Origin of the sequence: Psychrobacillus sp. NPDC096426 (assembly GCF_044762745.1) — a bacterium.
Classification (GTDB): domain Bacteria; phylum Bacillota; class Bacilli; order Bacillales_A; family Planococcaceae; genus Psychrobacillus.
The window spans coordinates 37420-64307 of sequence record NZ_JBIWEX010000020.1; the positions used below are offsets into that span (position 1 = coordinate 37420).

Annotated in this window: 27 protein-coding genes and 1 riboswitch; of the genes, 6 read left to right on the forward strand and 21 right to left on the reverse strand. The window is 37.9% G+C overall.

Annotated elements, in window-relative coordinates; genetic code table 11:
• Nucleotides 1-543 carry an isoprenylcysteine carboxyl methyltransferase family protein gene (locus ACIQYS_RS16065; protein ID WP_402982117.1) on the forward strand — a complete coding sequence of 181 codons (543 nt, stop codon included), beginning with the start codon at nt 1-3 and terminating at the stop codon, nt 541-543.
• Between the two features lie 21 nt (nt 544-564).
• Here ACIQYS_RS16065 and ACIQYS_RS16070 read toward each other — a convergent pair whose 3' ends face one another.
• The 3 genes from ACIQYS_RS16070 to ACIQYS_RS16080 all read right to left on the reverse strand — a co-directional run bounded on the left by ACIQYS_RS16070 (nt 565) and on the right by ACIQYS_RS16080 (nt 3497).
• On the reverse strand, nt 565-1878 hold the full coding sequence (locus tag ACIQYS_RS16070) for an NAD-dependent malic enzyme (protein WP_402982120.1): 1314 nt from the start codon (nt 1876-1878) through the stop codon (nt 565-567).
• Between the two features lie 89 nt (nt 1879-1967).
• On the reverse strand, nt 1968-2651 hold the full coding sequence (locus ACIQYS_RS16075) for a phosphoribosylaminoimidazolesuccinocarboxamide synthase (protein WP_402982122.1): 684 nt from the start codon (nt 2649-2651) through the stop codon (nt 1968-1970).
• Nucleotides 2652-2705: 54 nt separating this feature from the next.
• Nucleotides 2706-3497, reverse strand: coding sequence for an alpha/beta hydrolase (locus tag ACIQYS_RS16080; protein WP_402982125.1), 792 nt, complete (start codon nt 3495-3497; stop codon nt 2706-2708).
• 88 nt (nt 3498-3585) lie between these two features.
• On the opposite strand from ACIQYS_RS16080, the gene ACIQYS_RS16085 reads away from it, so the two are divergent.
• The 3 genes from ACIQYS_RS16085 (at nt 3586) to ACIQYS_RS16095 (ending at nt 5857) form a co-directional block, all read left to right on the forward strand.
• Complete coding sequence (locus ACIQYS_RS16085) at nt 3586-4098, forward strand: gamma carbonic anhydrase (RefSeq protein ID WP_402982127.1); 513 nt, start codon at nt 3586-3588, stop codon at nt 4096-4098.
• A gap of 449 nt (nt 4099-4547) precedes the next feature.
• Nucleotides 4548-5108, forward strand: coding sequence for a TetR/AcrR family transcriptional regulator (locus tag ACIQYS_RS16090; protein WP_402982130.1), 561 nt, complete (start codon nt 4548-4550; stop codon nt 5106-5108).
• Between the two features lie 233 nt (nt 5109-5341).
• Nucleotides 5342-5857, forward strand: coding sequence for a DUF2798 domain-containing protein (locus ACIQYS_RS16095; protein WP_402982132.1), 516 nt, complete (start codon nt 5342-5344; stop codon nt 5855-5857).
• Nucleotides 5858-6103: 246 nt separating this feature from the next.
• On the opposite strand, the gene metK is transcribed toward ACIQYS_RS16095, so the two are convergent.
• A complete protein-coding gene (gene metK, locus ACIQYS_RS16100; protein ID WP_402982135.1) occupies nt 6104-7300 on the reverse strand; it encodes a methionine adenosyltransferase in 1197 nt (398 codons plus the stop codon).
• 171 nt (nt 7301-7471) lie between these two features.
• Nucleotides 7472-7589: riboswitch (SAM riboswitch) on the reverse strand.
• A gap of 187 nt (nt 7590-7776) precedes the next feature.
• On the opposite strand from metK, the gene pckA reads away from it, so the two are divergent.
• Nucleotides 7777-9363: a phosphoenolpyruvate carboxykinase (ATP) gene (gene pckA / locus ACIQYS_RS16105; RefSeq protein WP_402982138.1), complete on the forward strand. Its 1587-nt coding sequence runs from the start codon at nt 7777-7779 to the stop codon at nt 9361-9363.
• Nucleotides 9364-9412: 49 nt separating this feature from the next.
• Here pckA and ACIQYS_RS16110 read toward each other — a convergent pair whose 3' ends face one another.
• Genes ACIQYS_RS16110 through ACIQYS_RS16125 form a run of 4 tightly spaced genes read right to left on the reverse strand, consistent with a single transcriptional unit; the run spans nt 9413 to nt 11803 of the window.
• Complete coding sequence (locus tag ACIQYS_RS16110; protein WP_402982140.1) at nt 9413-9862, reverse strand: hypothetical protein; 450 nt, start codon at nt 9860-9862, stop codon at nt 9413-9415.
• A gap of 2 nt (nt 9863-9864) precedes the next feature.
• The gene (locus ACIQYS_RS16115; RefSeq protein ID WP_402982143.1) at nt 9865-10653 is read right to left on the reverse strand and encodes an alpha/beta hydrolase family protein; all 789 of its coding nucleotides are present in this window, start codon (nt 10651-10653) and stop codon (nt 9865-9867) included.
• Nucleotides 10631-11104, reverse strand: a complete 474-nt coding sequence (locus tag ACIQYS_RS16120) for an NUDIX domain-containing protein (protein ID WP_402982145.1) — start codon at nt 11102-11104, stop codon at nt 10631-10633. The genes ACIQYS_RS16115 and ACIQYS_RS16120 overlap by 23 nt, the downstream gene beginning before the upstream one ends.
• A gap of 48 nt (nt 11105-11152) precedes the next feature.
• Nucleotides 11153-11803, reverse strand: coding sequence for a CPBP family intramembrane glutamic endopeptidase (locus ACIQYS_RS16125; protein WP_402982148.1), 651 nt, complete (start codon nt 11801-11803; stop codon nt 11153-11155).
• Between the two features lie 280 nt (nt 11804-12083).
• On the opposite strand from ACIQYS_RS16125, the gene ACIQYS_RS16130 reads away from it, so the two are divergent.
• Nucleotides 12084-13049, forward strand: a complete 966-nt coding sequence (locus tag ACIQYS_RS16130) for a fumarylacetoacetate hydrolase family protein (protein ID WP_402982150.1) — start codon at nt 12084-12086, stop codon at nt 13047-13049.
• A 560-nt stretch (nt 13050-13609) separates the two neighbouring features.
• On the opposite strand, the gene ACIQYS_RS16135 is transcribed toward ACIQYS_RS16130, so the two are convergent.
• The 13 genes from ACIQYS_RS16135 to ACIQYS_RS16195 all read right to left on the reverse strand — a co-directional run bounded on the left by ACIQYS_RS16135 (nt 13610) and on the right by ACIQYS_RS16195 (nt 26832).
• On the reverse strand, nt 13610-14458 hold the full coding sequence (locus ACIQYS_RS16135) for an aspartate/glutamate racemase family protein (protein WP_402982153.1): 849 nt from the start codon (nt 14456-14458) through the stop codon (nt 13610-13612).
• Nucleotides 14455-15837, reverse strand: coding sequence for an FAD-dependent oxidoreductase (locus ACIQYS_RS16140; RefSeq protein ID WP_402982155.1), 1383 nt, complete (start codon nt 15835-15837; stop codon nt 14455-14457). Before ACIQYS_RS16140 ends, ACIQYS_RS16135 begins: the two co-directional genes overlap by 4 nt.
• Before the next feature lie 4 nt (nt 15838-15841).
• Nucleotides 15842-16285 (reverse strand): GlcG/HbpS family heme-binding protein, encoded by a 444-nt coding sequence (locus ACIQYS_RS16145; protein ID WP_402982158.1) that lies wholly within the window; start codon nt 16283-16285, stop codon nt 15842-15844.
• Nucleotides 16286-16308: 23 nt separating this feature from the next.
• Nucleotides 16309-17043, reverse strand: coding sequence for an SDR family NAD(P)-dependent oxidoreductase (locus tag ACIQYS_RS16150; protein WP_402982160.1), 735 nt, complete (start codon nt 17041-17043; stop codon nt 16309-16311).
• Between the two features lie 13 nt (nt 17044-17056).
• The gene (locus ACIQYS_RS16155) at nt 17057-18475 is read right to left on the reverse strand and encodes an FAD-dependent oxidoreductase (protein ID WP_402982163.1); all 1419 of its coding nucleotides are present in this window, start codon (nt 18473-18475) and stop codon (nt 17057-17059) included.
• Between the two features lie 16 nt (nt 18476-18491).
• Nucleotides 18492-19361, reverse strand: coding sequence for an isocitrate lyase/PEP mutase family protein (locus ACIQYS_RS16160; RefSeq protein WP_402982165.1), 870 nt, complete (start codon nt 19359-19361; stop codon nt 18492-18494).
• A 14-nt stretch (nt 19362-19375) separates the two neighbouring features.
• Nucleotides 19376-20164 (reverse strand): FAD synthase, encoded by a 789-nt coding sequence (locus ACIQYS_RS16165; protein WP_402982168.1) that lies wholly within the window; start codon nt 20162-20164, stop codon nt 19376-19378.
• A gap of 1101 nt (nt 20165-21265) precedes the next feature.
• Nucleotides 21266-22036: a 2-keto-4-pentenoate hydratase gene (locus ACIQYS_RS16170; protein ID WP_402982170.1), complete on the reverse strand. Its 771-nt coding sequence runs from the start codon at nt 22034-22036 to the stop codon at nt 21266-21268.
• Between the two features lie 14 nt (nt 22037-22050).
• Nucleotides 22051-22521 (reverse strand): flavin reductase family protein, encoded by a 471-nt coding sequence (locus tag ACIQYS_RS16175; RefSeq protein WP_402982172.1) that lies wholly within the window; start codon nt 22519-22521, stop codon nt 22051-22053.
• A 12-nt stretch (nt 22522-22533) separates the two neighbouring features.
• Nucleotides 22534-23484: a VOC family protein gene (locus tag ACIQYS_RS16180; protein ID WP_402982175.1), complete on the reverse strand. Its 951-nt coding sequence runs from the start codon at nt 23482-23484 to the stop codon at nt 22534-22536.
• A 29-nt stretch (nt 23485-23513) separates the two neighbouring features.
• A complete protein-coding gene (locus ACIQYS_RS16185) occupies nt 23514-24470 on the reverse strand; it encodes a VOC family protein (RefSeq protein WP_402982177.1) in 957 nt (318 codons plus the stop codon).
• A gap of 138 nt (nt 24471-24608) precedes the next feature.
• A complete protein-coding gene (locus ACIQYS_RS16190) occupies nt 24609-25544 on the reverse strand; it encodes an SMP-30/gluconolactonase/LRE family protein (RefSeq protein ID WP_402982180.1) in 936 nt (311 codons plus the stop codon).
• A gap of 79 nt (nt 25545-25623) precedes the next feature.
• The gene (locus ACIQYS_RS16195; RefSeq protein ID WP_402982184.1) at nt 25624-26832 is read right to left on the reverse strand and encodes an acyl-CoA dehydrogenase family protein; all 1209 of its coding nucleotides are present in this window, start codon (nt 26830-26832) and stop codon (nt 25624-25626) included.
• Nucleotides 26833-26888 lie beyond the last annotated feature (56 nt).

Sequence of the window (26888 nt, forward strand, 5' to 3'; positions counted from 1 at the left end):
ATGTTATTTTTTATCATCATATTCCTAGTTATTGCACAAAGAATTATAGAAGTATTGATCGCGAAACGAAATGAAAAAAAGATGCTGGCACAAGGAGCATATGAAGTGGGTAGCTCCCATTATCCTTATATGGTTGCACTTCATGTAAGCTTTTTTGTTTGTTTGATTGCGGAAGTAGTGTTTTTTGATCAACGTATTTCTCCATTGTTTCCACTGTTTTTAGTCATCTTTTTATTTGTTCAGGCACTTCGTATTTGGTGTTTAACTTCTTTAGGTACATTTTGGAATACGAAAATCATGATTTTACCTGGTGCCCATGTGGTAAAAACTGGTCCATATTTGTATATTAGACATCCGAACTATGTGGTCGTTTGTATTGAAATAGCTCTATTACCTTTAATGTTCCAAGCCTACTTTACAGCAATTTGCTTTACTCTATTAAATTTAGCGATGCTTTCGGTACGCATTCCACTGGAAGAGAAAGCTTTAATGGAAGCTACTGACTATACAGAGGAATTTAAAAAGAAGATTTCGGCATCGTGACCGAAATCTTCTTTTTTTGTTTTATTGTAGATTTGCAGCTTCTTCCACTGCTCTAGCTACTAAATGATGTACAGCTGGATCTAGTGGATTCGGTATTAATTCTCCCGGTTTCGTATGACTGACAATTGCTTGCGCTGCCGCTATTAGCATTGGATATGTAATAGCAGATGCTCCAGCGTCTAATGCACCTTTGAAAATACCTGGGAATCCGATTACGTTATTTACAGAACGTCCATCTGCAGCAAAAGCTGCTCCTGCTGCAATTGCTTCGGCTGGAAGTATTTCTGGATTTGGATTAGAAAGTGCTAAAATGATTTGTCCTTTTCTGATCATTTCAGATTTGATCAAACCAGATACACCAGTTGTCGCAACAATAATATCACATGTTTCCATCATATTTTCGAGTGATTCGATTGTTTTTCCGCCATAGCTAATCAGACGATCTTGCGCTACTTCTTGGCGATCAAGTCCATAAACTTCTTCTACTCCATAAGCCATTAGCATACGGCAAATCGCAAGACCAGCAGCGCCAAGACCAATTTGACCAATTTTCGCTTTTTTCACATCTACATTTGTAGACTTGCACGCAGAAAGAATTGCCGCTAAAGCGACTACTGCTGTACCGTGCTGATCGTCATGCATAACAGGAATAGGAAGCTCTTCTTTTAGTCTTTCTTCAATTTCAAAACAGTGCGGTGAACCGATATCTTCTAGTAAAATCGCTCCGAATCCTTTATGAATATGCTTCACTGTTTCTACTATTTCATCTGGATCACTTGTATTTAATAGAATCGGAATTCCACTTAATCCAACGAATTGATCTAGTAATACAGCTTTCCCTTCCATCACTGGCATGCCAGCAACTGGACCGATATTTCCTAATCCTAATATTGCTGTACCGTCTGTTACAATGGCAACGGAGTTTCCAATCGATGTGAAATAGTTAGCTTTTTCTGGATGATGGAGAATTTCCATACATACACTTGCAACACCAGGCGTGTAGATTCGTTGTAAATCTCCAAGGGAGCGTACATCTAATCTACTCTTCATCGCAATTTTTCCACCTTCATGCGCGTTCATTACATCATCTGTTACCGCATGAATTTTCACACCGTTTCCAATCTCTTCAATATTCGCGATCACTTTATCTAATTGCTCAATAGATTTACATGTAATCGTAATATCACGAACCGTCGTCAATGCACCACTTTTTAACGTGGTTATGTCGCCAATATCTCCTTCTCCTAGACCGATTGCAGTTGCAACTTTTGCAAAATTACCTGGCTTTGAAGGAGTTTCCACAATAATATTTCGAATAATATGTTGGTTTTGCATGTTATTTCCCCTTTAAACTCTCTATTTCGACCACTCGATTATAACATAAGAAAATCCCTCATTCATAAGGAATGAAGGTTTCTTTCGTATTAAGAGAATAATAGTGCTTCTAATGCTAATGGTTCTATATATTGACCATCTTTATATACACGCATATTCCCACCAGAGATTTCATCAATTAAAATAATTTCATTCGTTTTAGCATCTCTGCCAAACTCCAATTTAATATCATATAATTCTAGCCCTTTTGTTGCTAAATCTTCTTTCACTAATTGAGAAATTTGTTTTGTTAATGTTTGTAATGTTTCATATTCCGCTTCGGATAAAATAGCAAGCATAGAAAGCGCTTGTTTAGAAATAGGAGGATCTTGACGATCGTCGTCTTTAATCGTTACTTCCACAAATGCATCCAAGGGTTGTCCTTCTTCACAGTAAGCACCATATCTACGAAAAAAGCTTCCGACGGCTTTAAAACGACAAATGACTTCAAGTCCTTTACCAAACACTTTTGCTTCTTTAACAGTCATTGTAGATTGTTCGATATTCGAATCGATAAAGTGCGTTGGTATTTCTTTGTCTATTAACTTTTGAAAGAAATAAGTCGTCATACGTAGACCTGCTTTTCCAGCACCTTCGATTGTTAAACCTACTGTATTTGCACCTGGATCAAAAACGCCATTCTCGCCGGTCACATCGTCCTTAAACTTTAATAATACGTCCCCATTATCCATTTTGTAAACGTCTTTCGTTTTTCCTTGGTATGTAAGATTCATTTGCTACTACCTCCTTATATTAACTATGGCTTATTTTACACCTAAATGATGCATTCAAACAATATAGCCGATAGACCTTAGTACATTGTTTATAAAAGAATGAGAATAGGCAAAAATTTCTTCTCGTTCAGGTTCTTGATGCAAATCATGAAAACAATTTTTCCATTCTTTAAACTGGTATTCGGAAAGAGTTTGTTTTTTTAACCAACTGATTGTTGCATGAGTATCCGTAATTTTGTCTCGTTCTCCTGTCATTAATAAAACCGGAACATTAGGGATAGATTCTTCTGACTGAACGACTGTTTTCATCAATGTTTGCAATTCCTTATACCAGTCATTCGAAACAAGCGTACGATATGCTGGATCTTCTACAAATTGGCGGTATACATCGTAATTTCTCGTTAATTCATTTAACTGGATATCATGGTTAATCTTTTGCGGAACGGATAATTTAGCTAACGCATTTGTCCATTTAGAAGGCATTTTTTTCAATTGTAGCCAAGGGGATGTTAGAATGACCCCCGCATATTCTATCTCTAGTTTGCGCATTACTTTCACTAATAATGTTGCCCCTAAACCATGCCCCATTAAAAAGATTGGTAGATCATATGTTACGGCAACTTGAAGTGCCTGTTTTATATATTCTTTATACAATTCAAAAGGCTCATCATGCAATCCTTTTGCTTTTTTTAGTTCCCCATGACCGGGTAAATCCCCCGTAACGATATGGCAATTGGAGCTTCTCAATTTTTCAATTAGCCAAGCATATCTTCGATGGTGTTCATATGCGCTATGCACGAGGACAATTACTGCCTTTGGTTTTTCTTCTGCTTCCCATTTCCACATGAACAGCACACCTTTCTTATGTATTCCCTTATTCTTGTTTGTTTGTTACGATTAATTATATTCTATTTTAATAAGGGGTGTGTATTTATTGATTTATCCATATAAAGAAAAAATTCCATCGATTGATGAAACTGCTTTTATAGCTGATTATGTCACAATAACAGGCGATGTGACAATCGGTCCGGAGTCTACAATTTGGTTCAATACGGTAATTCGAGGGGACGTTGCTCCTACGATTATTGGTCGTAAAGTGAGTATTCAAGATTTAAGTTGTCTGCATCAAAGCCCGAATAAACCCCTTATTATTGAGGATGAAGTGACGATTGGCCATCAGGCTACTCTACATAGTTGTATCATTCGTAAAGGTGCATTAGTCGGAATGGGCTCTATTATTCTAGACGGCGCTGAAATAGGAGAAGGTGCATTTATCGGGGCAGGAAGTCTTGTACCCCCTGGAAAGAAAATTCCACCTAACTCACTAGCATTTGGAAATCCCGCAAAAGTAGTTCGAGAGCTTAATAATGCTGATAAAGAAGATATGCAGCGGATTATTCGGGAGTATGTCGAAAAAGGAGAGTTTTATAAATCGTTACAGGAATAAGAAAAGCACAAGTTACCTTTAAGTGTATCTTGTCTTCAACACTTTCTAAGTATTTTGGACTAAGCCACAGCCACACTATAACCTTGGGAATTGAAAAGGAGCGTGAAGTAACTGAGACACTTCACGTTCTTTTTTTGTAATTTTATGAATGCTGATTGTCCTTATACTTTATAGAATTTCTAAAGAAAAGATGTATAAGGTCTTGATAATAAAAGATGTAATTCTTGCCTACACTGTTAAAAGCATCCGAAGATACAATTTCGGATGCTACGGGCTTCTTTATCAATTTATATTACCCTTTTTCTTAAGTTCCATTAACAAATAAAGCATTCTCTTATCATTTAAATTTAGTACAGATTATATCGAAAAAATAAAAAACTATATTACAGGTTAATATTTGTTATACTAACAAACAGACCTGTTGGTATGTGAGGAGAAATACATCAAATATGGATACAAAATTGTTATTGATTGATACTGCTACAATGCTTTTTCAGCAAAAAGGTTACAAAAGTGTAGGACTCAATGAAATTTTAAAAGCATGTAACGTTACTAAAGGAGCTCTTTATCACCATTTTCCAAACGGAAAAGAAGAACTGTTAATTACTTGTTTACACAGATTAAACGAAGCCATTACGACAGATATTGAAGCTATTTTCAGTAGACATCAATCAACTAAGAACGCCACATTATCAATGATTGATACGTTAATTCACAAATTTGAAAAAGAAGGTACTATTACTGGCTATACATTTAGCAGCATTGTCAGTGAAATGGCCACAATGAGTGAACCTGTCCGCAAAGCTTGTAGTGAGCTATATGAAAACATTCTACACATCTATTGTTCAAAGCTTCTAACGGAAGGCTTTTCAAATGAATCAGCTTCTTCCATTGCTTTGATGATGACAGCTTCGATTGAAGGTGCGATGATGCTTTGTTTAACGCAAAAATCAACAGATCCATTAAAAACGGTTGCCAAACTATTACCGAATTTATTAAAGTCCATCTAATAAAGGGAGCAAAGAAATTTATATTGGAACGATAATTTAGTGGTTAGCAACAGAGTATTTTTAACTTTAGGGATATTAGTACTTGTATCAGGCATTAATGCAGAAAACGACATGCCAAACGTTTATTCCCTCCGTAACGTGATCTACTGATGGTACCAGCGTCGCTGCATTTGTCCATGTATTTAGCGTATTGCTAAGGTCTAAAATACGATATTTGAAAGGGAGAAAAAAACATGCATCAAGAGAACAGACTACCAAGAAACGGAAAAGAGGGAGCAATTTACGGCACAATTATTTGTACACTTTCAGTATTATTTATGGGCTCAATCAACATGATTGTTGCAGCAGGAGAATTCAACGGTGACGTTGCAATGCAAATGTTAATTACTTTACCTATTTTTTGGGTTATCGTCATGGTTATTGAACCGGTAGCAATCGGTCGTATGGCAGAAGCTTTAACTGCTAAATTGGTTTCACCGACAGATAGCTTTAACGCTCGTATTATGTTCCGTACACTTTTCACAGTATTAGGCATGTCATTTGTAATGACAATTGTTGGAGTTATCTATGGAAATGGTTTTACAACTGAAAACTTTTATCATTTTATCCACACCTGGCCACGTAACTTCATAATTGCGCTATTTTTAGAGAGCATAGTTATCCAACCAATCGCACGCTTTGCAATGGTTAAAATGCACGAAGCCCAAGACAGAAAAACAAGCCCACAAACACATACACAAATTAACTAATAAAAGCACTCAGACTATTGCAAAGCCTGAGTGCTTTTTTGGATCATTATCGAAAGCTTCCGAATTTAAACGTGGTTTAAGCTATTTATGATGCTTCACATTGAACAGTATTTTGGCTCGTAAAGTATCAAATGAGTAAACTCTATTGAAAAAAGCGATACCTCCCTATATTTCTCAAGGAAAGTATCGCTTTTTTTCGATAGAAGGTACCTTTCAGTGCCCTCCTTTATTTGGAAGCTTTTCTTATTATAATCCTGCTTTTTCTTTTAAAGCGTCTGCTTTATCTGTTTTTTCCCATGGTGCATCAATGTCTGTACGACCGAAGTGACCATAAGCTGCAGTTTGCTTGTAAATTGGACGACGTAGGTCTAGCATTTTAATAATTCCTGCTGGACGAAGGTCAAATAGTTCACGTATATGTGACACTAATTGTGCCTCTTCTACTTTCCCAGTTCCGAATGTATCTACAGCAATAGATACAGGCTGTGCTACTCCAATAGCATAAGCTAATTGAACTTCGCAACGATCTGCAAGTCCTGCAGCTACAATATTTTTTGCCACATAACGAGCAGCATATGCAGCAGAACGGTCTACTTTCGTTGGATCTTTACCAGAGAAAGCACCGCCTCCGTGACGAGCGTATCCACCGTACGTATCAACGATTATTTTACGACCTGTTAAACCAGCATCCCCTTGAGGTCCACCAATTACAAATCGTCCAGTAGGGTTGATAAAGTATTTTGTATTTTCATCGATTAAATGAGCAGGAACAATCGGCTTGATCACTACTTCTTTTAAATCTTTTTGAATTTGTTCTAACGTAATCTCTGGATGATGTTGTGTAGAAATAACAATCGTATCAATGCGAACTGGATTATTATTTTCATCATATTCCACTGTTACTTGCGTTTTACCATCTGGGCGTAAGTAATTTAATGTTTCATCTTTACGCACTTCCGCTAAACGACGTGACAATTTATGAGCTAAACTAATTGGAAGTGGCATCAGTTCAGGTGTTTCATTACACGCGTAACCAAACATTAAACCTTGGTCCCCTGCTCCAATTGCTTCGATATCTGAATCTGTCATAGAACCTTCACGAGCTTCTAACGCTTGGTCGACACCTTGCGCGATATCAGCTGATTGCTCATCAATTGCAGTTAACACTGCAGAAGTCTCTGAGTCAAATCCGTATTTCGCACGAGTGTAACCTATCTCTTTAATAGTAGAACGTACTACTTTTGGGATATCTACATAAGTAGACGTTGTAATTTCTCCTGCAACTAAAACAAGACCTGTTGTTACACTTGTTTCACAAGCAACACGTGCATTTGGATCTTCCGTTAAAATTGCATCTAAAATAGCATCCGAAATTTGGTCACAAATTTTATCTGGATGCCCTTCTGTAACTGATTCCGATGTAAATAATCGGCGTTGTGTCATAGAATATTCCTCCTGTATCCTGCGAGATTTCTCTCAAGAATTGATACGGTACTCATTCCCATGTCAAGCTGTTTTGGACTTGGCACACAAGGATAAAGGCCGATGTCATAAAAAAACCTTTCGCTCACGTAAATACATGAGGAAAGGTAATAATTTCATAAGCACCTTTCACTCTTATCAATCAAGGAATCTCACCTTGTCTCAGGTTGGGCACCTTTGTAATCGTGAAAATAATTACAGGTTGCCGGGTTTCATAGGGCCTGACCCCTCCACCAGCTCGGGATAAGAGTATCCGTTCAATTTAACATCATACGGAAACTGCATATAAAAGTCAATAAAAATATCCATTATTAAAATGAAAATAAACGTTTAAATAGTATAGACTATTAAGCTAAATGTGTTATACTAATTCACATATCAAGTAAATACATCCTCCAAAATGGAGGGAAAAACGAAAAAAGGATGGTATATACAATATGAATTCAATCGATACGGTGAGTGAACTGAACGAATTGCTAGCTGGAAATAATATAAGCGTACAATTATCAGTGCCGCAACTTGTGGAAAAAGCAACATCTAGAGGGGAAGCAATTTTAACTTCCACCGGTGCCGTAAAAGCGGAAACAGGTAAATACACAGGCCGTTCCCCACAAGATAAGTATATCGTAGAAGAACCTATCTCTAAAGACAAAATCGATTGGGGTTCCGTAAACCAACCTATCTCTTCTGAAATTTTTGATGCACTATATAAAAAAGTAACAAACTATTTAAAAGAACAAGAAGAAATATTTGTATTTAAAGGATTCGCTGGCGCAGATAAAGAATCCCGTCTTGGTATTCAAGTAATTAATGAATTTGCATGGCATAATTTATTTGCCCACCAATTATTTATCCGCCCTACAGAAGAAGAACTGATAACGCATCAATCTGATTTCACGATCGTAAGTGCACCTAATTTCAAGGCAATTCCTGCTATTGATGGAACAAAATCAGAAACGTTTATCATTGTTTCTATGGAAAAACGTATCGTTTTAATCGGTGGTACGGAATATGCCGGAGAGATGAAAAAATCAATCTTCTCTATTATGAACTATTTGTTACCAGAACAAAACATTTTACCTATGCATTGCTCTGCTAATGTTGGAGAAGCAGGCGATGTTGCATTATTCTTCGGTTTGTCTGGAACAGGTAAAACTACCCTTTCTGCAGATGCAGGACGCAAATTAATCGGAGATGACGAGCACGGTTGGTCCGATAATGGCGTGTTTAATATCGAAGGTGGCTGCTACGCAAAATGTATCGACCTCACTCGAGAAAACGAACCACAAATTTTTGATGCTATTACATTCGGAACAGTTTTAGAGAATGTAGTAGTAGATCCAGAAACTCGTGTTGCGAACTATGCGGATGATTCATTAACAGAAAATACACGTGCAGCATATCAAATTCAGAATATCGAAAACATTGTGGACCCTTCTGTTGCTGGTCATCCAAATACAATTGTTTTCTTAACTGCTGATGCGTTTGGCGTATTACCTCCAATTAGTAAATTAACGAAAGAACAAGCAATGTATCACTTCTTAAGTGGTTTTACATCAAAGCTTGCAGGTACAGAACGTGGAATCACATCACCACAACCAGCATTTTCTACTTGCTTCGGCTCACCGTTCTTACCATTGCATGCGACTGTTTACGCAGAAATGCTTGGAAAGAAAATTGACGAGCACGGTGCACAAGTATTCCTTGTAAATACTGGATGGACTGGTGGAGAGTACGGTGTTGGTAGCCGTATGAAACTTGCTTACACTCGTACGATGGTACGTGCAGCTATCGATGGAAAATTAAGAAATGTAGAAACTACGACAGATGCAGTGTTTGGTCTTGAAATCCCTACAGAAATAGAAGGAGTACCAGCAGAAGTGTTAATCCCACGTAATGCATGGGAAGATCAAGCATCATATGATGCAAAAGCTACGGAACTAGCACAAGCTTTCCGTGAAAACTTCCAAAAATTTGGTACCGTATCCGAAGATATTTCGCTAAAAGGCGGACCATTTGCATAACAGAACAAAAGAGGATGTCCCCTACAAATATGGTGACATCCCCTTTTTATTAATCTTCGTTTTCATCATAAAAAGATGTGACAGCAGATGTAGCGAACAGAGATATGAACTTCTCCGCTTCTTCTTCATTCACTTTATACAAAATTATTTCCGCCCCATAATGACCAATTTCTAATCGCTCGTCTCCTGCCGTATTCAAAAACATTTTGAACCATTTTAACCCGCCTTTTGGATCAATGGAGTTATTTCGAAAATAAGTACGATTTTCCTCATTTAAATTAATCGTCATTACTTTTACAAGTCCCTCATTTATAGAAGAAACCGCTTTTGGTCTCAGTTCATCAATTACTTCCACTTCTTCTTTCCAACTTTGGATAATGACATCATCAATTTCATCTGTATACAAATCCCAAAGATCCGTCCAAAAGCTTGTATCGGAAGCGAAAGATGATTTTCCATCAATACTCATTGACTCTGTTGTGACAATCACATTTCCCAATTTCAAACTCCTCTCTGCATCTTCATCCACCTACACGCATCTTTCACTACTTGTCGATTTACTTGACTAGGGAAAAAATGTGTAAATTCAGGATAATACCATGTTTCCACTATTTTATTATTCCCTAATAATTTTTTTTCTAACGTTTCCGCATGCACAAAGGAAACATTTACATCCAACTTCCCATGAATAATCAAGGTAGGAGCTTCTATTTTAGAAATTTTAGGAAAGACGTTCCGTTCCTCGTATGCCACTGTTTTATTTGTTGGAGTGCCACCTATTACGCGTTTCATCATCCGTCGCATATCCAAGCGTTCTTCATAAGTTAAATAAATATCCGACACCCCTGCCCATGTCACAATTGAAGCAATATCATTTCGTAAAATAGCAGTCCACAACGCCATGATGCCACCTCGAGAGAAAGCGAATAGATGGATTCTAGTCGAGATACAAAATTGCTTTAATACATCCGCTGCATAAACAGCATCTAATCGATCTTCTCCTGCGAACTCGTCTCTTCCCTCTCCTCCACGGTTTCCACGATAATAAGGGGCAAAAACGGTAAACCCCTCTGACGCAATCTGAGCAATACGGGCAGGTCTTACCATACCAATACTTTGCATACCACCTCGCAAATACAATATACCTTCATACGTTCCTTCTTTTTTCGGAGTCGCGAGCATCCCTTTCACTCGCAAACCACAAGACCAATATGTAATTTCGATTAAATCGATTTGTGGATTTGGTGATGGATATAACCGTAATCTTTCAATCGTTCCATTTTCCTTCATACATGTTCACCTTCTCTAACATTACTTGCATACCCCGATCTTGCATATGGAAGCTTAAATTTTCGCAGTTGGACAGTTCATCCATCGCCAACCACATAGCGCCATCTGTTTCATAATTGGCCCTCTCTTCATGGATATACCCAACTTCCGCTATAAATACCGCCTTACAAAATGGATCTTTCTCATGCACCATATATTCGGCAAACCATTGAGGATTGACAATCTCCACGTTTGTTTCCTCTAATACCTCACGTACTGCTGCTGCCTTTAATGGTTCGTTTTCTTCCACTTTTCCACCCGGAAACTCTATACCTCGCGTAGGATGTTTTGTTAATAGCCACTTTTCTTCATATTTTGCTATTACTAACACATGCATTGCCTTTATCGGAAATATTCCTTTTTCAAACGATAGTTCAACTTGTATACCATTCAAGTCTTGGAAAGTAATCATGCATTATCCCTCCCTTTTCACTTATAAAAATTCTATCATATGATGAATTTAAAGAATAATATTCCAGTACACAAGCATAATCCCAATATCCGCTAAACAGTGACTAATAATTGGCGCAGTAATCGATCCAAGTTTAATACGAAATATTCCCCACATTATACCTGCTAAAAAAACAGGGATTACCGCAAGCATATTGAATGGGAAACTAAAAATTTCCATAACGACAATCAAATGGTACAGACTATAAAATATAGCCGTAATCATTACGGCTAAAACATTTCCTAATTTTAGGAATATCCTTCCATACATGAATTCTCTCCAATAAAGTTCTTCTAAAATAGGATTAATCAACGCTAATACTAAAACGAGTAGAATTACCTTCGTTCCACCAAAATCCCATTTCTTCAACAATTGCTGCAATTGGGGGATATCTAAAACAGAAGATTGAAAAATTACTACAAAGCCATAAATAGAAACTAAGCAAATCAATCCGCTTACAATTCCCACAATAATAGACTTCATCGATATAAGAAGACGTATTTGGTATCTATTTGTCTTTTTCCAAAAAACTGTGATAATCGGAATGAACAGTAACCATCCATAAAAAAGAAAAAAAGTGATTAAAATATTTTGAAATAAGGAAAGACCGATGAATATTAATATCGTTGGTGCAAAAAGTAAGATAACTTGTTTGATCATACACCCTCCACCACCTTTTTGTTTTACCTGAGAGACTACTTTCCTGTATAAGTTCTTTGGGCATAACAATGGAAACTACGGTGAACTTATTTCTATTTCCATAAACATAACCAATATCCCTTTAATATAAATGATATTGTTTCTTGCTTAGTCAAGTTATACATTTTACATTTCAATGGCTTTTAGCGGTTTTTCTCTTAAAAATCCGAGGCCACTTACTGTATTATTAAAGACCAATTTCCTTCTATAATGAAACATAATAAATAAAGGAGGATTCAATATGGGCATACGTTTATTACGTTTTGAATATGATGGACAAGTTCGTTGGGGAGTTTATGAAGAGGCTTTACGTCTTGTAGAGGATACATTCCCGACATTACGAAGTATTTTAACAGATGGACACTTACAAATTGCAAAAGCTAAAACAGTAGGTGCCATTATTTCATTCGAGGATATTACCCTTTTATCACCAATCACACAAGACGGAAATATTTATTGCCAAGGTACCAACTACGCTGAACACCGTGAAGAAGCTGGTTTTACACTGCAAAAGCCAGCGTATAATTTACTGTTTATGAAGTCCCCAAGCACATTAAGTGCTGCTAATACAAATATAGTCTGTCCGAAAGATGTACAATTGCTTGATTATGAGATTGAATTAGGGCTAGTCCTCAAGAAAGATATCACAGAAGAAACCATTATTACCGAACAAAATATTGTTTATTATATTGGTGGATTAATTATAGCAAATGATGTCTCCGCACGCGATATACAAATTGTAGAACAACAATGGTTTAAAGGGAAAAGTTACCGTACTTTTTGTCCAACGGGTCCTTACCTTTACTTATTAGAAGACGATGAAATTCACTATCTGAATGATTTAGAACTGATTTTACGAGTAAATGACGAAGTTCGCCAGCATTCATTTAGCGACCATTTATTATTTAAACCAACTGAAACATTAACTGAGATGTCTTCTATTTTTGATTTACGTATTGGTGACCTAATATTAACCGGGACACCTGGTGGAGTCTGTTTACGATTAAATAAAGAAATTCTCGAGAAAATGATCAATACAAATGCTACTTACGAAGAAAAAGTAAATTACTTTGTAAATACACAAAAAGAAAATGGTTACTTACAACCAGGGGATATCATCGAACTTGAAATTAAAAGTCGCGATCAATATATCGATCTTGGTAAACAAAGGTCAACAGTCGTTCAAAATATAACGGTAAACTCGTAAAAGGAGGCATTCGATGATACCCGTTTTTCAATAAAGCTACGCTGTTTTTCATTCAAAGAAATTAGACGATGTCTTTACAAGATGTTCAACAAATAGATATTAAAAAATGAAGGCATTTCCCTTTACATGATGACAACCAGGTGTTTCCGAACAACTATTTACTTATACCATAACATGGCCTTTACTTCCCCTGGTTATTCGAAGGTTGGAATTATACCAAATAAACTTGGGGATATTACGTTAGCTGTAAAAGACTCAGCTTGGAATGTCAATTTTCACCATCTCGTAATTGACTTTTCTAAAACAGATCAAGCTTTTGATATTGCCAATTTTTTAACATGCAATGATGAGCATTATATTGCGTTCCAACTTAGAAATGCACCCATCAATATGATAGTTCGGATATTTAAGCTCGCAATCATATTCCAACTATTTGGGGATCATAAAAAACACAAAAATACCTTTATCTTATTTACTAGGTTAAGGTATTTTTCTCCGTTTAAATAGATTGCATATACAAAAGCATCTCCTACACGTGCATGTGTAAAAGATGCTTTGTTTTATATTGGACTGGCTACTGAACGAATGGATAAACCAAAGTCCATATCAGCTGACACTGCAGGTAGATTATAATACCCGCGTAACTTTTCTAAAACTTCCGCTGGTGGTTTTTCATTGAAAAAGCCTGTACGGGCAATCGACATGCCACTCACTTTATATAAATCTACCATTGTTTCACACATTTTAATGCCTGCACCAAAGGAATCTATTATCGGCACATTATCCACATGATGAATACCAAATTTCGCCAAGAAAATATTCATTGGCCCCTCGCCTGGAATAATCACATCTACTCCTTGCTCTATAGCTTGCCTGGCAGCTAATGTAAATTTTTCGATAATCGGTTGTGGATTGTCAAAGCCTTCTAAAATATCATAGAAACCAATATCCGCTTGGATGATAGGACCTACCTTTTGCGCCAAGCCGTATTGTTGAGCGTTAAAACGCAACTGATCAACAAGTGGAGCTAAAAAATTCACAATACCAATCTTTGTTCCTAGCATCGATGCAATATGCATGGATGCTTGCCCGTAACCTATCACAGGAATATCAACAATTGATCGTGCTTCGAATAACCCTACGTCTGGAATCGTGCCAATAAAAACGGCATCATAGCCGGCTTTTTCAGCAATCATCGCATTTCTAATAAATTGTTCCTTATGCAAGCTTTGTAAATAATTGTACGTAATAAAATGTCCAGGATATTGTTGAGGATAAGTCTCTTTCGACATACCATGTAATATAATGTCTACATCTGGACGCACAATTTTAGATAAATGGGTTACAACAGCATCTCGATAAGCCGGAATGTCTTCAATGGACGTTAAACTTTGATGCCAAATTTTCACACCAACGCCTCCTCTATATGTGATTGTTGGATTACTTGTTTAGCAGCAATGCGACCAAATATTGCAGCTTTACCAAGTGAACTACCCGTCATATATCCTGCACCGTGGAAGCCACCTACAACTTCACCTGCGGCAAAAAGGCCCGTAATTCTCTCACCATAGGGATTTAACACTTCTGCTTTTTCATTCACGGTTACACCCGCATATGTAGCGAGCATAGCTGTTGAGGTTCTCATCGCATAAAAAGGAGCTGTTATAATTTTTGTTGGTTTGCCAAATGTATGTGTAAGTGTTGTTCTTCCTAACACGTCATTTCTTGTATCAACTGCTTCATTATAACTGCTTATCGTTTGTTGTAACGATGAGGGCGGAACGCCAATTATTATTGCTAATGCTTCGATAGATTCAGATTGTTCCATTAAACCTAATTCATCAAGTGATGCAAAATCATACAACGCATCTCCTCTTACGCCTTTATCCATTACTGTTTGATCCCAAATTTGAAAAGTACATTGATTCGACTGTTGTAATGCTGCATCTCCTAGTAATTTATAGGATATAGATTCATTTACAAAACGATCCCCCTGCTCATTCACAATGATGCCACCTTTATAAAAAGTATGAGCTTGGCGTTTATTGTCATTCGTAGAGCTAGGATGGAACCCGTACGTACCTTTTAAATATGGAGTATCTCGTAACCATGCACCTTGGTCACATGCCAGCTTGATGCCATCTCCTGTATTTCCTGCTCCTCCTAAACGGATTGTATTGGTTAGCCCGGGAGCAAATTGTTCCAGTAAGTCTTCACTTCGGGAAAAACCACCTGAGGTGATAATAATACCTTTAAGTGCTTCCACAACATATGAATGGCCTCTATATGTTACATGTACTCGAGCAACACGCTTGTTTCTTTTTTCTAGACGAGTAACTAAAGCGTCGGTATATATCTTTGCGCCATGCTCGATTGCTCGATCTTTTAATATATCAATTGCCTGATTAGGTACAATCGTATGACCACGTGGATTTGTATGACCACTCACCGCTTGGCAATCTTTAAATTGCACTCCTTGTTCGACGAGCCAGTTGTATGTGTCTAACTGTTGGTCTCCATATGTTTCAATGAGAGTTCGGTCATTTTTATACTGCCCAACATGCAACATATCCTGTATTAAACTTTCCACTGAATCAGTAATCCCTAATTTTTTCTGAAATTCTGTTCCTGCAAATGCCATAAAACAACCGCTTAATAATGAGCTTCCTCCAATATGAGGTTGTTTTTCTAAAACTATCACATTTGCCCCCGCAGCAGCGGCTTCCAATGATGCGCATAAGCCCGCCATACCAGCGCCGATAATCACAATATCCACTACTGCTTTCATGTGCTTAAGCTTCCTTTGTTAATACCGCTAGAATATCTAAGCCTGCTTCGCATACCTGCATGTCATGTGTATAGTGCCCGCCACTTACTCCAATTCCACCGACACATTCTCCGTTAATTTGAATTGGATAACCTCCACCAAATACAACTAGACGATCTGTATGCACAAGACCTGTCATTAAAGGAGGATCATCTTTTAAACGGTCATACCATTCATGTGTTGCACGATTGTATGCTGCGGCTGAGAATGCTTTGTTTTGGGCAATTTCTAGCGCTAGTACTGGTGCACCATCCATTGCTGAAAATGCTTTTAAATTCCCTGCTTTATCTACAATAGATATAGCAAATTTCATCCCTAATTCTTCCCCTTTTTTCTCTGCAGCTTCTAGCATTTGTTTTGCTAATTGTAATGTAATTGTTTGTTGTGTGAATGTGTATGTTTGCTCCATAATTCTCTATCCCCTTTAATTTATTATTTTGTAAGACCTACTGGCATTCCAGTTCCGAACGCTTCAATTGAAGAAGCTGTTATCGCTTTACTATGTGGTAATGCGATATTGACAATAACATTTGCCATATCTATCGGCTGCAACCAACCTGTTTTATTTAAATCTGGACCTAATTCATCAGTCATTCTCGTATCTACTGGCCCTGGACATACTGCATTGACGCGAATCCCATATGGTTTTAATTCTTCACCTATTGCTTTTGAAAAACCAATAACTGCATGTTTAGATGAAATATAAGCGCTACGGTTTGGCCCACCTTTTGTCCCCCAAATCGATGAAATATTAATAATGGTTCCTTCTTGCTTAGCGATCATGTCTGGCACAATTTGGGCACAGAAATAATAAGGACCATTCACGTTAATATCATGTACACGCAACCATTCCTCTGTCGTTGTATCCACAAAAGGTAACATGCTCATTGTGCCTGCATTATTTATTAATATATCTATCGGGCCTAGTTCTTCTTTTACGATGGCGCATGCTTTTTTAACTTGAGCTTCGTTCGTTACGTCGCAAGCTACTGCAATTGCTCGTACTTTGTATTGCTCACTAATGACATTGACAACTTCCTGACATTCTTCTTCAATAAGTGAACAGACCGCAATATGTGCTCCATGAGAAGCAAGTAATAAACATGTTTCGCGCCCAATACCTCGACCACCACCTGTAATAAGGGCCACTTTTCCATTCAATAGCATGCAATTTCCCCCATTATAAATACGCTTTTTGTTGTGTACTGATCAAATTGACGGCATGTTCTCCTGCACGTTTTCCAAATACTAAACAACGTAAAACGGATGTCCCTCCTGGATATTTCCCGTAATAAAGTCCGGATGTCTCTCCTGCTGCATATAACCCTGGAATCGGATGATTGTCTCCTGATAGGACGCGACCATTTGTATCCGTTGCTAACCCGCCATTTGTAAATACATTGCAACATATAATTGGATATGCAATAAATGGACCTTTATTAATTGGAATGGACCAGTTCGATTTTGGTGGTGTGATTGTTGTCGCTGCTAACCCATCTTTTTGGTTAAATAAAAATTCTCCAGTTGGACAAGCTTCATTAAATTGCTCTACCGTTTTGGATAATATTTCTGCTGGAATGTCTAATGCTTCAGCTAGTTCTTCAATTGTGTTTGCTACAATTGGAGGGACTTCTGTTTGCAATGCCTCTTCATAGCCAGGTATATCGTACATTTTTTGATCCGAAATCATATAGGCGATATGATCTTCACATTCGTAAAAAATCTTACGAGCAACAGCTTCATATTGTTCATCAATAGTCGTTTCGCCTTCATCGACAAAACGCTTACCTTGTTGGTTTACTAAAATGCCGTATGGGTACATCATGACCCCTGCTTCTTCCCTTTTACTACGAGGATCAACAGTTTCGGCATGGAAAGCATCAAATTGTCCTTGCCCTTTTGCACCAATTCGTAATGCCATACGAATGGCCTCGCCTTTATTAAATAACCCACCTTCTGCAACCGTTGGAATTTTATGTGCATGACGACCAATATATTGTGCCATCATTTCATGACTTCCTTGGAAACCTCCTGCTGCTAAAATGACTGCATTGGTTGATAAGGTAAGTGTTTCTCCTTCTGCAATACGTACTTTAAGACCTCTTACATTGCCTGATTCGTCCAGTACTAAATCCCATGCAGTTGTTTCATAGATAATTTCTACGCCGAGGGCACGAGCACGAAGGCTAAGTGTATCAACAATGGTACGACCACCACCAACAGGTAATAAACGTGGTTTAGAAGCAGTTAAAAACATTGTAGGTAAGAAATCGAAATCTACCCCTTTGGACTCTACCCATCGTAATGTCGCCCCTGCATTTTCATGTAGTGTACGTATGTACTGCTCATCTGCGTAATAATCCGAAAACTTCAACATATCTTCTATGAAGTTTGGTGCAGGTTTATCGATATTTTCCATTCGCATATAAGCAGCTGTCCAACGTGTATTCCCTCCACGTTCCTCAAAAGATGCTCGTTCTAAAATTGCAATTTTAATATCTAGATTTTGTGCTTTTGCTTCTTCTGCGGCTGCTAAGGCAGCAGATGTCCCTGCAGCACCGCAACCTACAACAATAATATCGTAATCTACTTTTGTCATACGCTTCCCCACTTTCTCACTTACCGGAATATTGAAGCTCTAATTGTTGAATTTCTTTTAGCTTAAATAGTTGTTGGCGTTGTTCCCATGAGCAGATTAAATCATTCATATTTTTTTGAGATTCTTCCTGATGCAATAATTTGATTGCTTCAACAGCCCCTTTTATCGCCCCACGTAAAGCTGTATTAGCACATAACATAATTTGGAAGCCCATTTCTTGTGCCTCTCGTCGTGAAACAAGTGGCGTTTTACCACCCTCGACTAGATTAATAATATGTGGAATACCAGGGACTTCTTTTGGAATCCGTAACAGTTGCTCCATTTCTGTCGGTGCTTCTACAAAAATAGCATGCGCTCCTGCTTCTTTGTAGGCATTTGCACGCTCTAATGCTTCTTCAATCCCATAAACGCCTACTGCATCCGTTCTCGCGATAATTGCTAAGTTATCATCTAATCGTGCATCTAAAGCAGCTTGAATCTTGCCGATCATTTCTTCTTTAGAAATAACTGATTTCCCATTGAAATGTCCGCATTTTTTTGGCATCACTTGATCTTCAATTTGAATCGCTGCTGCGCCGGCCCGTTCCAACATTTTCACTGTACGGTGCATATTAATCGCATTGCCAAAACCTGTATCTGCATCTACAACAATCGGAATATCCGTGACATCTGCCATCCAAGATACTACTTGGGCGATTTCCGTTGCTGTTGTTAAACCAACATCTGCCCAACCAAGTTGTGCATTCGAAATGCCTGCACCTGTTGCGTAAATGGCTGGAAAGCCCGCCTCTTCGATAATACGTGCTGTCATGCCATCATAAGCTCCTGGTAATATAAACGTACTTGGATTTTGCAATAATTGTTGAAATTGCTCAATTTTTTTCATTTGCTTCCCTCCCTTTAATTTACTAATTCCTTCATGTAGTGAGGATCAGCTTCATAAAATACTATTTTAACTTTGTCATTGCTTTGAATGTCCAGCCCTTTAATGAATTGCTCATCCATCACTTCAATAACGCTTGAATATATATGTTGTGTGGTATGAATCTCTACGTTGTAATGCCCACGTTTCGGTAGTGTAAAATAAGGTTCAATGCCATTTTGTAAGTCGTACTGAATTGTATATGGTCGCCCACATAGTGCATCAATTTTTTCAACATGACCTGCTTTTAATAATCTACGACAAAGAGTCGAACTAATTTTTTCACCAGCCATTTCGACTTTTGGAGCAACCACTACTTGGATTTGTTGCTGACTTTGTTCAGCAATCATGTGCACTTGTCCTGCTCCCTTATAACCATATTTATAATCAAATCCAGCGACAGCGATTTTAACACCAAGCTTCATTAGATATTGTTCAACGAATGTCTGCGGAGCTAAGGAGGCAAACTCTTTTGTAAAATGAACGATGTAAAATAAGTCGACACCCAGCTTCATTAATTGATGTTTTTTTTCTTCTAAGGGCATTAAATAATCCACATAGCTATTTGTTAAAACCGTTTTCGGATGAGGAAAAAAACTCATCACAGCCAAGGGCAACTGTTTTATGGATGCATGTCGCTTGGCAATTTGAATAACGGTTTGGTGTCCTTTATGGAGTCCATCAAAGAAACCGAGTGCCATCACGCTCTGTTCACTTTTTTGTTGTACAGCCTCTAAATTTTCTGCATCAATTAGAATGACTTTCATGATGAAGCCCCTCCTTTTGTCGTGTGGTTTACACATATTTGGTAGCGTTTACATTACAGAATTACTATTGATGATCTCTTCCGTCTTCTTAATACAATTCGTGAATGATGGTTTAATCATATAAAATAATGTATTGTTCAACTAGAATAGTTTTTTACGAGAATCAATTTATTTTCCGATATATTTTAACGAATTTTATAAGATTAGTAGATTTGCATAGGGATTTTTAAATTATCATCGTAGCTAAACCTCAAAAAAACTAGCCTTATAGAGGATAGTTTACTCAATTTAGGGATAATGCGTCTTAGTGACCGCTGGGATTTGCGCTTCAGGGCGGACGCTTTCCACGGGGTGAGCGATGAGCCTTCACCGCCGCTACGCGTACGTTGCGAAGTCTCATCAAGCTCACTTAATCCCGTTGGAGTCGCCGCCCTTCCACTCCAATCCAAAAAGGAATTGCTTATTTATCAGTACCAACTCGCTAGAAACAAAATTGAAAGGAATCAATTCTAATGAAAAGGTATCCAATTAGCATCCGTTCGCGCATTTATATAAAACCAAATTAGAAATTACGATCTCATTACAAGTTAAGTCTTACTGTGAGAAATTGTCTAATTCGAAGGCGAGATTGTCGCGTTAATAGTGGATATTGTCTCGTCAAATATTTTTTGTTAATAATAGTCACTGATAAGTTAGCAAACACCATTGATTTTCGCTGCAGGCGGCGACTCCAGCCGGATGAGGGAGCAAAATGAGCCATTCCAACGTACGCGTAAGCGGCGGGAATGGCTCATCGCTCACCCGGCGGAAAGCGTCCGCCCTGTAGCGAAAATCATTGCGGACACTTTATTCAACTTGTTAAGACGCACTATCCCTATAGTGCGCTTAATATATAAAGTGGCATATCTAATACTGTTTGGAGAAAGTTATCCACATAAAATGAATAGTATAAGCAATAAAAAAGCTGTCCAGATACTTAATTCTCTGTGCAGCTTCTTATTTTTATTTTGTCGCACGAATGGTTTGTGCTACTTCATATATCATATCTTCTTGCCAACCTACCGTTTTTCTACTTTTAACTTTGACATACCGTCACCTCTTTTATGAAAATGCGACATGTACAGTGCCGTACGTTCCGAAATCTGCTTCGAAAGTATCACCTTCTTCAAACGGTACTGCTGCTGTAATGGCTCCTGCTAAAATGAATTGTCCTGCTTTTAATGTAATATCGTAATCACTTAACATATTCGCAAGCCACGCAACAGCCCTTGCCGGATTTCCCATTACCGCACTACTTACACCTTTTTCAAATACTTCACCGTTACGCTTTGCAACTAATTCAATTGTCTCCAACGCTTGTAAGTCAACAACTGTACGCATTTGACCGATTACTGTTCCAGCTGAAGATCCATTATCAGCGACAGTATCTTGAAATTGAAATTGCCAATTTTCTATTCGACTGTCAATAATTTCAATTGCGGGTGCAATAGCCTCCGTCGCCGCAATGACGTCATGTTCTGACACATTTGGTCCTTGTAAATCCGATTTTAAGAAAAAGGCCAGTTCAAATTCTACTTTCGGTTGTATAAATTGCTGCATTTTAATCGGTTCTTCTTCGGCATACACCATAGTATTTAAAATATGCCCAAAATCAGGCGTCGTCACCTTAAACATATCTTGCATCACTTGACTTGTTAATCCAATTTTCATGCCCACAATTTCGGCTCCCGCTTCTGTTTTATCTTGAATTTGAAGAAGCTGGATACGATAAGCATCGTCAACTGATATGTCAGTTGACGATGTAAATGGAGCAATCGGTTGCTTATTCATTTCAGCTAATTTTAGTAGTTGAGCTCCTTGTTGAATATCCACCGATGTCACCCTCCTTATACTGGCACTGTCTCCAGTGAGCGATATTTCCCTGAATAAAACAGTAATGGCTCCCCATCTTGTAAATGAATATCACGAACTTTACCGATAAATAATGTGTGGTCTCCTTCGATATATTCAGCAACAACATCACAGCTTACTTGTGCTAAAGCATTTGGTAATACAGGAATATCTGCCAGTGTTTCAAATGTCACTTCACGATCTTCTTTTATTTGTCCCGCAAAAATCATCGACTGTTCCTGTTGATCAGTAGATAAAATATTGACAGCAAAAATGCCACTTTCTTTGATTTTTGACAGGCAACGTGCGTTTCCTCCGATTGAAATAACCACTAATTTTGGATCAAGCGATACGGACATAAATGCATTCGCTGTCATTCCATGTGGCTGTCCTTCATGTAGCGTTGTAATAACTGTCACACCTGTCGCAAATTTCCCCATCGCATCACGGAATAAACGATCTTCCATTTTCCATTCCCCCTATGCCTTAATTGTTGGATTATTTTCCGTTTTGGCATCCATTTGGTCGCCCCAGTACGTAAAACCAATATCCATTTCATCTAATGTCCAGCGAATCGGCTCCCAATCTGGTTCGAATATCAAGTAACCATTTGTAAAGATTTCAAGACGTACGCCACTACCTGGGTCAATGGCATAAATATACATAGCTTGTGAAATACCGTGTTTTCCAGGTCCCTTAAAGTAAATACCATGTTCTTTTAAAATATCTGCTGCGCGCAATAAATCTTGTGCATTATCTAACCAATATGCAATATGATGCACTTCATGCGTTGATGGTGCATTCGGGTCAAAACTGACGGCAATATCATGTACAAGTGGAGTTACACTTAGCCATGCTCCTAGATAGTTACCATCTGGCGCTTCAATATATTCACGTAAATTAAAGCCTAATTGTTCTTGTAAAAAGTCAGCTAACTCTTTTGTAGGTAATGAAGATAATAAATTGACGTGATCAATACGTCTTGGTGATACGCCCCGATTCCAGGAGCGATGCGTTTGGTTTTTTAGTACAGACCGCGTTTCAGCTGATGCTAACGTTTTTTCCATTTCAAAATAAATTTCGAACGTATGCTGACTCGGTGTTTTGAAGCGGAATGCTTTTCCTTGCCCAGCTTCTGTATTCGGTTCCACCCATTCAATTTCTGTCCCGCTAGCCTTTAAAGAATCCGCAAATGCATCAACATCTTCTGTACGCTTCGTACGCCATGCAATATGATCTAGGCAGGCTTCTTCTCCAGCACGAATGGATAACGTATGATGTTCAAAATCTCCCCATGCACGCAGGTAGTGCACCCCGTCTACTACTTCTGTTTCTTCTAAACCAATTACCTCTTTAAAGAACCATAATGATTTTTCTATGTCTGTACTCACTAATCCGAAATGTCCTAATTTCGAAATTTCTGGTTTCATATCTTATACCTCCCCTTTTCTAATGTTAGTTACCGTGCTTCGATTGTAATATTATTTAACTCTTTATCTTGCACGCTATCGCCCCAATATGTGTTTCCTACAGTTAACTGTTCATCGCGTGTCCACTCAATTGGCTCCCAGTCTGGTTCGAATATTAAATAGCCACCTGAGAATAGTTCTACACGACAACCACTTCCTGGATCCATTACATATAAATAAATTGCTTGTGTAATTCCATGTTTACCTGGACCAATAATTGGAATGCCTTGCTCTTTTAAAATGTCTGCTGCACGTAAAATATCTTGTGAATTGTCTAACCAATAGGAAAGGTGATGTAAACGTGCTTTTGATGGTAAAGTCGGCTTTTGCACCAGTGCAACATCATGAACAAGAGATGTTACACTCATCCAACCAGCTAAAATACCTTCATCCCCTTTTACATATTCACGCAAGTTAAAGCCGAGTGAATCAAGTAAGAAATCAAATGTGAGATTAGCATTTGTAGATGTATGAATGTTCACATGGTCCAAGCGTCGTGGAGATGTGCCTTTTCTATGTGCTTGATATACTTGGTTTTTTAAAATAGATTTATATTCTGCTGCAGCTTCTGGTTTTTCTACATCATAATAAAACTCAAATGTATGTCCACTTGGCAATTGGAAACGAATTGCATCTCCAATCCCAGGTGTGGATCCCTTTGGAAATTCTTCCACGACTACGTTTGCTTGTTGCAAAAGTTCTTTAAAACCTAAAACACAATCTTTAGTTTTCGTCCGCCACCCAATTTGTTTTACATACGAGTCATCTCCTTGTTCGATGCTTAACGTATGGTGCTGGAAGTCCCCCCATGCCCGTAGATAATGTACACTGTCGATTTCAGCAGTCTCTTCTAAACCAATAACTTCTTTAAAAAACCATAACGATTTTTCTAAGTTTGTACTTACTAATGCTATGTGGCCTAATTTTGCAATTTCTGGTTTTGCCATTCTCAACCCTCCGCTATCTAGCTCTCATGTTTAGCTCTCTAAACTTATTTGTATCATATAAAAAGAAAGCGATTTCAGTTAGAGCTCTTTTTATCTATAATTATGATTTTTTTTAAACAATTTTTATTGAATTTTTATTTAGCATAATGGCACTACAAACTGTTCCATACCAACACTAGATATTGGTATCTCTAATAGGTAACCAGCCAAAGGTTCTTTAGCTTCGCGTCCCTGTGATAATGGTTCTTTGGCGGTTGTAATATAAAGCTTATTTAGTCCTTCTCCACCAATAACACATGATGTAACATGTGAAACAGGTAAATGGATTTCTTCTAAAATTTGCATCGTTGTTGGATTTAAACAAATAATTCGTGTTGGCTTATTACTTTTTTGGGCAATAAGCCCTCCTTTAAACAAGGCTATCCATAAATTATCTTGCGCATCAATCGTCATTCCTCCTGGAAATCCTTCTAGCATTTCAGACGTGTACACAATCCGTTGAAATTCTAAAATAGCTTCCTCTGTAAATTTGTATTGAAAAATTGATTGTTTAGCTGAATCAATATGGTAGAATGTATTGGTTTCTTTTTTCCAGGCTAAACCATTTGATAGCGCAATATTTTCAAGCAATGCCTGTACTTCCCCATTTGGGCTAATACGAAATAGCTTTGAATTATGAAATGGATAATCCGACATGGAGGTTGGAGCTGTTTCTCTAAACTTTTTAAAAAAACCATCTGATGAACCAACCCATATATAACCATCCGGACCACATTTCGCATCATTTAAATAATGCAATGCACTTAATCCAGGTGGAAAGGCGAATGGCTTTTTCGTACCCATCTTAAAGCTAATCTTATATAAACCATCTTTATACACACCGATAAATTGACCATCTTCTGTAGACACGATTGCTTCAATTGGCCCCATAGCATCATAAACATGTTCTTCTTCTGTTGTTGGATGGTATGTAATAATTTTTTGTGCGCTAATATCTAACCAAATGACTCCGAACTGCTTATGCCAAATAGGTCTTACCGCAAACTCTGCTTGATAATGACCACATGTTTTCATCTTTTCACCACCTAAAAATGTTGATAAAAAAGAGAAGAGCCCTAAACGTTTCTCTTCTCTTTTAGCTATATTTTATTTATTATGCGAAATACGTGTTCGGCTCTAAGTCACAAAGAATACGTCCATGTGTTTCTAAAAGTGAACTTGGCGTAATAAAAGCGTGTAAATGCATAGTTATGAAATCTCGATAGAAGGCTTGGAATACATTGCTATTATAAGCAAACACTGAACCAGCTCCTGCAAGCATTAGATCAAACGATTCTTTACATAACTGATTTGCAAAACCAAATTCAGCTTTCATTCGAATGCTTTCTTTTTGATTAAATAATTTTCCTTGACGAGAGTACTCGTCAAGTTTATTTATTACATCGATAAACATTAGACGGGCTGCTTCAATTTTCATTTCCGCTTCTGCAATTTGTAGATGCGTTACGGGTGCCTCACTCATTTTCTGATAGAAGGTATTGCCAATACCAGCCTTCATGACGCGTTCCATGTGTAAATCGAACCCACCGAGCGCAAGCCCTAATGCAGGAGCTACAATGGACAATGTTAACGATGGGACAAATGGTGTGCGATATAGTGGCTCTTCCTTTAGTTCATCAATAAGATAATGACCTTGAACCGCTAAACGATCTAGTGATACACGATGATCCGGGATAAATACATTTTCCATCACGATACTATTACTACCTGAGCCTTTTAACCCCACTACATCCCAATCATCTAAAACCTTCACATCATTACGAGGAACAATGAAAATAGCCATTTCTTGTCCACCATTACCATCATCAACAGGGGCACCTGAATAAAACCAGTCTGCATAAGGAGATCCAGACACAAATGGCCATTGAGCTTTTTTTACTAAGTAGCCACCCTTGACACGCTCTACATCTATATGAATTGGTTTGAAGTTTCCAGCAAGCACCACATCTTTATCGTGGTTTTCTCCAAAAATTTCAGTTAAGGCTTGGCGACCGAAAGCATATGAAACCATATAATCTCGAATATTACTTAAAGATACAAACCACCCAGCAGAACCATTGCCACGTGAAATTTCTGTCACCACTTCAAAATAAGTACGCATATCTGTTTGATAGCCACCAAACAATTTCGGTCGTAATACTTTTAATAACCCTTTATCACGAATCATTTGAACAATTTCATCGGGGATTTTACTCGTTTGATCGATTTCCAAAGTCGCATTACGTAAAATCTGTTGCAGTGAACGTGCGTTTTCAATCAGCATATCGCGTACTTCAATTTGTTGAACTGATGTTTGTGTCATTGTGCTACACTCCTTTTTATTGTGTATTGCAGAAGATCAAGTGGTCATGCCTAGTT

Coding starts and splice junctions, on each gene's coding strand:
- ACIQYS_RS16065 (WP_402982117.1), top strand. CDS start 1: ATGTTATTTTTTATCATCATATTCCTAGTTATTGCACAAAGAATTATA.
- ACIQYS_RS16070 (WP_402982120.1), bottom strand. CDS start 1,878: ATGCAAAACCAACATATTATTCGAAATATTATTGTGGAAACTCCTTCA.
- ACIQYS_RS16075 (WP_402982122.1), bottom strand. CDS start 2,651: ATGAATCTTACATACCAAGGAAAAACGAAAGACGTTTACAAAATGGAT.
- ACIQYS_RS16080 (WP_402982125.1), bottom strand. CDS start 3,497: ATGTGGAAATGGGAAGCAGAAGAAAAACCAAAGGCAGTAATTGTCCTC.
- ACIQYS_RS16090 (WP_402982130.1), top strand. CDS start 4,548: ATGGATACAAAATTGTTATTGATTGATACTGCTACAATGCTTTTTCAG.
- ACIQYS_RS16095 (WP_402982132.1), top strand. CDS start 5,342: ATGCATCAAGAGAACAGACTACCAAGAAACGGAAAAGAGGGAGCAATT.
- metK (WP_402982135.1), bottom strand. CDS start 7,300: ATGACACAACGCCGATTATTTACATCGGAATCAGTTACAGAAGGGCAT.
- pckA (WP_402982138.1), top strand. CDS start 7,777: ATGAATTCAATCGATACGGTGAGTGAACTGAACGAATTGCTAGCTGGA.
- ACIQYS_RS16115 (WP_402982143.1), bottom strand. CDS start 10,653: ATGAAGGAAAATGGAACGATTGAAAGATTACGGTTATATCCATCACCA.
- ACIQYS_RS16120 (WP_402982145.1), bottom strand. CDS start 11,104: ATGATTACTTTCCAAGACTTGAATGGTATACAAGTTGAACTATCGTTT.
- ACIQYS_RS16125 (WP_402982148.1), bottom strand. CDS start 11,803: ATGATCAAACAAGTTATCTTACTTTTTGCACCAACGATATTAATATTC.
- ACIQYS_RS16130 (WP_402982150.1), top strand. CDS start 12,084: ATGGGCATACGTTTATTACGTTTTGAATATGATGGACAAGTTCGTTGG.
- ACIQYS_RS16140 (WP_402982155.1), bottom strand. CDS start 15,837: ATGAAAGCAGTAGTGGATATTGTGATTATCGGCGCTGGTATGGCGGGC.
- ACIQYS_RS16145 (WP_402982158.1), bottom strand. CDS start 16,285: ATGGAGCAAACATACACATTCACACAACAAACAATTACATTACAATTA.
- ACIQYS_RS16150 (WP_402982160.1), bottom strand. CDS start 17,043: ATGCTATTGAATGGAAAAGTGGCCCTTATTACAGGTGGTGGTCGAGGT.
- ACIQYS_RS16155 (WP_402982163.1), bottom strand. CDS start 18,475: ATGACAAAAGTAGATTACGATATTATTGTTGTAGGTTGCGGTGCTGCA.
- ACIQYS_RS16160 (WP_402982165.1), bottom strand. CDS start 19,361: ATGAAAAAAATTGAGCAATTTCAACAATTATTGCAAAATCCAAGTACG.
- ACIQYS_RS16165 (WP_402982168.1), bottom strand. CDS start 20,164: ATGAAAGTCATTCTAATTGATGCAGAAAATTTAGAGGCTGTACAACAA.
- ACIQYS_RS16175 (WP_402982172.1), bottom strand. CDS start 22,521: ATGGAAGATCGTTTATTCCGTGATGCGATGGGGAAATTTGCGACAGGT.
- ACIQYS_RS16180 (WP_402982175.1), bottom strand. CDS start 23,484: ATGAAACCAGAAATTTCGAAATTAGGACATTTCGGATTAGTGAGTACA.
- ACIQYS_RS16185 (WP_402982177.1), bottom strand. CDS start 24,470: ATGGCAAAACCAGAAATTGCAAAATTAGGCCACATAGCATTAGTAAGT.
- ACIQYS_RS16190 (WP_402982180.1), bottom strand. CDS start 25,544: ATGAAAACATGTGGTCATTATCAAGCAGAGTTTGCGGTAAGACCTATT.
- ACIQYS_RS16195 (WP_402982184.1), bottom strand. CDS start 26,832: ATGACACAAACATCAGTTCAACAAATTGAAGTACGCGATATGCTGATT.